Source organism: Chryseobacterium sp. GVT01B (assembly GCF_019970045.1).
Classification (GTDB): Bacteria; Bacteroidota; Bacteroidia; order Flavobacteriales; family Weeksellaceae; genus Chryseobacterium.
Map to the genome: position 1 here is coordinate 733584 of NZ_JAHXYI010000001.1, position 7048 is coordinate 740631.

The following is a 7048-nucleotide window of genomic DNA, read 5'->3' on the forward strand; positions in this document are numbered from 1 at the left end:
ATGAAGATAACAGAACACATTAAAAATGCAAATGGAAAAACTTTATTCTCCTTAGAAGTTGTTCCGCCACAAAAGGGAATAGGTATTGAAGATCTGTATACAAACATAGACCCATTGATGGAATTCAAACCGCCCTTCATTGATGTTACAACATCCAGAGAAGAATATATTTATTTAGACAAAGGAAATGGTTTGATGGAGCGTCGTATCACGAGAATGCGCCCTGGAACTCTGGGAATTTGTGCTGCTATTCAACATAAATATAATGTAGATACAGTTCCACACCTTCTTTGCGGAGGTTTTACCAAAGAAGAAACAGAATATCTGCTGGTAGATTGTATGTACCTTGGGATTGATAATGTAATGGCTCTAAGAGGAGATGCTATGAAAGGACATCAGTATTTTGAGCCTACTCAGGGAGGGCATGCGAGTGCTATGGATCTTGTGGATCAGATCAATAACCTGGGAAGAGGAAAATACCTTCATAATGAAGAGCAGGTTTGTGATGAGCTTAACAAGTTCTGCATCGGTGTTGCGGGATATCCGGAAAAACATATGGAAGCTCCTTCCATGAATTACGACCTGAAATGGTTGAAACAAAAAGTAGATGCCGGAGCAGATTATATTGTTACCCAAATGTTTTTTGACAATAAAAAGTATATAGAATTCGTTCAGAAAGCAAGAGAGATGGGAATTACGGTTCCTATTATTCCCGGGATTAAGCCAATTGCTACAAAGAAGCATTTAAAAATACTGCCTCAGGTATTCAAAATAGACCTTCCCGAAGAACTCATCAATGAAGTGGAAAACGCAAAAAATAATGAAGCAGTGAAGCAGATCGGAGTAGAATGGGCAATTGCCCAATGCAAAGAATTGCTGGATTTTGGAGTTCCTGTTCTGCATTTTTACTCCATGGGTAAGAGTGATAACATAAAAAAAGTAGCCGGTGAGCTATTCTAATAAAAGTACCAAAATGAAGGAACCCCTGTGATTTTCACAGGGGTTTATTTTTTTATTGATTTAGGAATTTAACCAGCTTAATGAGGTCTTCTTCTTTATTTATTTTAATATTATTAGATTTCGCGAATTTTTCAATTTCATCCTTTTTTGCTGGAAAAGCATCAGCGATTTCTTTTACTTTCTTTGGCTTCTTAATATATCCTGATTCTGTCTTGATATAATAGACAGGATCTAAAGTTTTAAAAAAAGCTGCTTTATCAGTTGCATATGAATTGGCTGCAGGAATGGCATCTTGAAATTTAACCTTTATTTTTTTGTACAGAGGGAGTTTACCATTAATTAATTCAAAAAAATAACCACTCAGGTCATCATTAGTTTTTAATAATACTATAGTACTTTTAGGCGAAATAATTTCAATTCTGGAAAACTGTTCTTCTTTAGGTAGTACTAATGGTTTACCTTCTTTCTGAAATTCTACTTCATCTTTATAACTATTATATCTTACAGGTACTTTTTCAACATTTTCAGCTACATTAGCAAGGTGAAATTCAGCATTGTAATAAGGAGAACCGGCTATCTCATCATACTTTAATGCTCTTCCAAAGTTTTCTGATCGTACTCCAAATACTGCATGATCTCCTCCAAGACTATTGACGGACATTGTACTTGAGTAGCTGGATGAGTAGTTGTTAGGTGTGAAATCTTGTGCATATGCAATGCATGAAGCAACCAGTAAGGCACTTATAATTACTTTTCTCATTTTGTTAGTTTTATTTAAAGTTTTCAAAAGTTATTTTCAAAAATACAACTATTATTCTTAAAGTAATAAAATTTTATTGATGTATTTAACTATAAGCTTGGATGCCTTTCAAACTCCTTATTCCTGTCAAACAAATACCGGTAAGTAGCCAGCTTTCGTGTTACTGAAGTATCCAGAGTTTCTGCAATCTTGATCATTTTGGGATTAAAATCACCAATCCACTGTAGTTCTGTGATCTTAAAATCCGTATGTTTCCTCAAATGCTGGGTTCCTTCCCAGATCATATATCCGTCAATACCTTTCTTCTGCCATTCCGGAATAACCCCGAAAACAAGCCCTACCATTTTTTCATTCTTCTTAAATCGTTTTAGAAACAAAAATTTAAGTTTTTCAAAAGGTCCAAATTTTCCATTCAAATATTTAAACCATTGGTTGAGGTCCGGAATATTAATCCACATGGCAATCGGTTTCCCATTTTCATATACAAACCATGAAATATGCTCATTGATAATAGGTTTCATGGTATTGAACATCTTCAGTACTTTTGCTTCTTCCAGATATTTTCCTTCCCCGTGGCAGGCCCACGCTTTATTATAAACTTCAGTAAAATCTTTTGCAAACTTAGCAAGGTTATTCTTTTTCATAGGCTGGGCTGAAATTGCAGGATTTCTTCTGTTCCTTTCATGAGCAATTGTAAAAATTCTTGAAACTTCTGCAAAAATAGGTCTGGTAAAACAAAGCTGCTCAAAATAAATCTGAAAACCATAATTTTCAAAAAGGTCTTTGTAGTAAGGCAGATTGTAATTCATACCAAACAAAGGTTCAATAAAACCATCAATTAAAAGTCCCCAGAATTTGTCCCGTTCCCCAAAATTGATTGGCCCGTCCATCGCTTCCATTCCTTTTCCCTGAAGCCAGTTTTTACAGTGGTCAAAAATAAAATTAGCAATTTGCTGATCATTAATACAATCAAAAAAACCAATTCCTCCTGTAGGTTGATTCTGCTCGTAACTATCATTGATAAAAACAGCTACTTTACCAACCGTTTTGTTATTCTTTTTAAACAGAAATCTTTTACACTCACCGTTTTTAAAAAATTTATTCTTTTCAGGATCAAAAATCTCCTCAATATGCTTATCTAAAGGCCGGATATAATTTTTGTCGCGTTGATAAAGCTGCGTAGGGAATTCAAGAAATTCCCTTTTATGGAGTTGGTTTTGTACTTCTTCAACAATAATCATAGGCTTTTTAATCAGAAATGGCTATAAAAGATAATGTTTTTCATCTTATTTGAAATAGAGAAATAGATATTATCCGTATTTTTGCTGCAAATTAAATAAAAATGGTTGATTTTACTGATAACGACGATGATATTTTCACTGGAAAAGAACATACGCCTATAAGGGAAGATGCTTTTGATAAATCGCCACAGGAAAAAATAGAAAAAATTACTGAGCTTTTTGGTGAGATTATGGAAACATTGGGAATGGATATGACGGATGACTCTCTGAAGGATTCTCCAAGACGTGTTGCCAAAATGTACGTGAACGAGATTTTTGGAGGACTTCTTCCTGAAAACAAACCGGGAATTTCCACTTTTTCTAATAAATACAAATACCGTCAGATGTTGGTGGAGAAGGATATCACGATATATTCTTTCTGCGAGCATCACTTCTTACCCATCATAGGAAGAGCCCACGTAGCTTATATTTCCAATGGTGAGGTAATAGGTCTTTCAAAAATCAATAGAATTGTTGATTACTATGCGAAAAGACCACAGGTTCAGGAAAGACTTACGATGCAGATTGTAGATGCTTTGAAAGAAGCTTTGGGAACAAAAGATGTAGCCTGTATTATTGATGCGAAACACCTTTGTGTAAACTGCAGAGGAATAAAAGATACTGCAAGTTCTACCATTACTGCAGAACTAAGTGGTATTTTCAGAACAAACCCTATTACAAGACAGGAATTCCTTCATTATGTAGGAAGCCATGCAAAACTGGATTAATAAACAATGAACTACCAAATTCTTAAAAATATTATTGATACCGAACTTCAGAGATTTCAAAATATCCCTGAAGAAGAATGGTCATACAGAAGTGCCCCCGAAAAATGGTCTAAAAAAGAAATTATAGGGCACCTTTGTGACAGCGCTTTTACAAATATTCGTAGATTTGTTGTCACTCAATATAAAGAGAACGAAAATATTGTATATGATCAGAATATCTGGGTAAAAGCTCAGAACTATCAGAATGTTCCTGTTTCGGATCTTATTGATCTTTGGAAATCTTTGAACTATCAGATTGTTCATGTAGTGGAAAATATCCCGGATGAAGCATTACAGAGAACCTGCGATACAACCAAAACAGAGCCGCAGGTTTTTACATTGGAGTTTATTATTAATGATTATGTAGACCATTTGCAGCATCATTTAAAAGCGATTTAATTATGATAAAATTTAAAAAAGTTTCAGATAAAATTTTTATCACGACAATTATTTGTTGTGACAGAATTATTTTTTAACTAATTTTTGAATCTTTAAAATCATTGAATCTTTTAACTTAAAAATAAATGCAACTAAAAATATATAACTCCCTTACAGCGGAAAAAGAAATATTCAAACCTATTTTAGACGGAAATATCGGGATGTATGTCTGCGGGCCTACAGTGTACAGTAATGTGCATTTAGGAAATGTGAGAACTTTCCTTTCCTTTGATTTTATCTACCGTACCTTAACACATTTGGGATATAAAGTAAGATATGTAAGAAATATTACCGATGCAGGTCACCTTACCGATGATGGGAATGTAGATAATGACAGATTCGTAAAGCAGACCAGACTTGAAAAACTGGAACCTATGGAAATTGTACAGAAATACACTGTTGATTTCCATAAAGTATTGGATATGTTCAATCTTTTGCCACCCAATATCGAACCTACAGCTACAGGACATATCGTAGAACAGATCGAATTGACTCAAAAGCTGATTGAAAGAGGATTTGCTTATGAAAGCAACGGTTCAGTTTACTTTGATGTATTAGAATACAACAAAAGAGGACTGAACTATGGTGAACTTTCAAAACGTAACATAGAAGAACTTTTCGCCAATACAAGAGACCTTGACGGACAGGGAGAAAAGAAAAATCCACAGGATTTTGCATTGTGGAAAAAAGCATCACCTGCTCACATCATGAGATGGAATTCCCCTTGGGGAGAAGGATTTCCGGGATGGCACCTTGAATGTACTGCAATGAGTACAAAATATTTAGGAGAAACTTTCGATATCCACGGAGGAGGAATGGACCTTAAGTTCCCTCACCACGAATGTGAAATTGCCCAGGGGAAAGCTTGCAATGATGCTGCACCCGTAAATTACTGGATGCACGCCAATATGTTGACGATGAATTCTCAGCGAATGAGCAAATCTACAGGAAACTATATCCTTCCGATGCAGCTGGTTACAGGTGATAATGACTTCTTTGAAAAACCTTTCCATCCTTCAATTGTACGTTTCTGCTTCCTTCAGGCGCATTACAGAAGTGTTCTGGATATTTCAAACGATGCAATGATAGCCAGTGAAAAAGGATTCATCAGATTAATGGAAGCTGTAAAAGTATTGAACTCAATCACTCCTGATGATACAAAACAATCTGGTTTCAGCCTGAAAGAATGGAAAGATAAAGCATATGAAGCTTTAACAGATGATTTCAATTCACCAATCCTTATTGCTCACCTGTTTGAAGCCGTGAAATATATTTTTGCTCTGAATGACAGTAAAGAAACGATTTCAACGGCAGATCTTGAAGATTTAAAATCAACTTTGAATGCTTTTATCTTCGACGTTTTGGGATTACAGACTGTAGAGGAAAATAATAATGAAAAGCTTGATCAAACTTTAAAAGTCTTAATTGAATTGAGAAATCAGGCAAGAAAATCCAAGAATTTCGACCTTTCAGATCAGATCAGAGACAAACTGCTTGCAGAAGGAATCGAATTAAAAGACGGAAGAGACGGGACATCATACGTTCTGAACTAAAAATATAACTTCGTTTTATACCCATTCCGTAGGAGTCCCACACTTAGGATTCTTACGGAATGTTTTTTTGGACCATCTGAGAAATACACTTTATACATTATTATATATAGTACGATTTTTTCAGGAGCTTCATCCTGCTATCCATTCATACTCCTCGCACCCGAGCACTCCCACGCTCACACCCATCTGCTCTCCTACATATGCTGCGGGGTAACCATTCCTATCAGGGCTAGGAAGACGAATGATGAATTATAAGTTATGAATTATGAATGATGAGTTTCGGGGTAGAAGGATACAGTTGTTCGGGTTATTATGTTTCGGGTTTCAGGTTTCTATGTAGAAAAGGAACATTGGTGTTGAATTTTCATATTCCTGATTTTTATGTAAGGTGGCTAGTGAGTATAAACCTCTGTTCCCATTGTGTCATTCCGCAGGAATCCAAACAGCCTTTAAAGGAAGTAAGCTGGCAGGATAATGTTTAAGATTTTTTTATCAGTTAGTATTAGCAGTGTCATGCTGAGCTGAGTCGAAGCCTTTTAATTAAGGTGAATTATATTTCTGCTATTTTAATTTTACAGAAGAGTTTTGTTCTTATTCCTACGGAGTGACAATGCTATCTGGGGATATAGAATAATAATGATTATAAAGACTATAGCGAAGCCAAAACTTTTAAAAAGCTATTCTATATAATAATTATGTATATTTTGATCATTCTAAACCCTAAAACCCCGCATCTCACCCTCTGACTCACACCCCGCATCTCGTATCTCGTATCCCTTTCCACCGACCCAAAATCCTCTCCAACGCTCAAACCCTCCGACTCTCCAAGATTTCCTTCCTTCTTCCAAACATTTGTTTAAAATTTTTGCTCCTTTGTTTCAATGGTTTAGGGTTAAATATTACGGAAAGGTAAAATTTATGTTAAATAAAGTTGCAGGGTGTCGTATAAGTTTCTATCTTTGCCCCACTGAAAAACGAGAGTAAGACAGTAGCGCAGAAGAGCTTTTAGATAAGCTAAAAACATTAAGATACTTCAAGAAGAGACGGACGAAAAAAAACTTTAAATTTTTAATAAAAAAAGTTGCGGGTTAAAAAAGAGTTTGTATCTTTGCAGTCCCAAATAAAGGGAGCGCAGGAGTAGGGTGATTGAGGTTGAGAAAGGAATTAAGGTTACTTAAAAAACTTTAAAATTTTCTTTCAAAACATTTGGTCATTAAGAAATAAAGTTTTACTTTTGCACTCGCAAATACGGAGCGACACTGACAGAGAAGATTGCTACGTTGAAAAGCG

6 protein-coding genes are annotated in these 7048 nt (G+C 35.3%); 4 read left to right on the top strand and 2 right to left on the bottom strand.

The annotated features are described in order from the left end of the window. On the top strand, window positions 1–960 hold the full coding sequence (gene metF, locus LC457_RS03375) for a methylenetetrahydrofolate reductase [NAD(P)H] (protein WP_123320601.1): 960 nt from the start codon (window positions 1–3) through the stop codon (window positions 958–960). 52 nt (window positions 961–1012) lie between these two features. On the opposite strand, the gene LC457_RS03380 is transcribed toward metF, so the two are convergent. Continuing rightward, window positions 1013–1720, bottom strand: a complete 708-nt coding sequence (locus LC457_RS03380) for a hypothetical protein (protein WP_223598595.1) — start codon at window positions 1718–1720, stop codon at window positions 1013–1015. A gap of 89 nt (window positions 1721–1809) precedes the next feature. Beyond that, window positions 1810–2961, bottom strand: a complete 1152-nt coding sequence (locus tag LC457_RS03385) for a hypothetical protein (RefSeq protein WP_223598596.1) — start codon at window positions 2959–2961, stop codon at window positions 1810–1812. Between the two features lie 101 nt (window positions 2962–3062). Between LC457_RS03385 and folE the strand changes: the two genes are divergently transcribed. The 3 genes from folE (at window position 3063) to cysS (ending at window position 5758) form a co-directional block, all read left to right on the top strand. Further along, window positions 3063–3728 carry a GTP cyclohydrolase I FolE gene (folE, locus tag LC457_RS03390; RefSeq protein ID WP_223598597.1) on the top strand — a complete coding sequence of 222 codons (666 nt, stop codon included), beginning with the start codon at window positions 3063–3065 and terminating at the stop codon, window positions 3726–3728. A gap of 6 nt (window positions 3729–3734) precedes the next feature. Further along, window positions 3735–4166, top strand: coding sequence for a DinB family protein (locus LC457_RS03395; RefSeq protein WP_223598598.1), 432 nt, complete (start codon window positions 3735–3737; stop codon window positions 4164–4166). Between the two features lie 125 nt (window positions 4167–4291). Beyond that, on the top strand, window positions 4292–5758 hold the full coding sequence (gene cysS, locus LC457_RS03400) for a cysteine--tRNA ligase (RefSeq protein ID WP_223598599.1): 1467 nt from the start codon (window positions 4292–4294) through the stop codon (window positions 5756–5758). Window positions 5759–7048: the final 1290 nt, after the last annotated feature.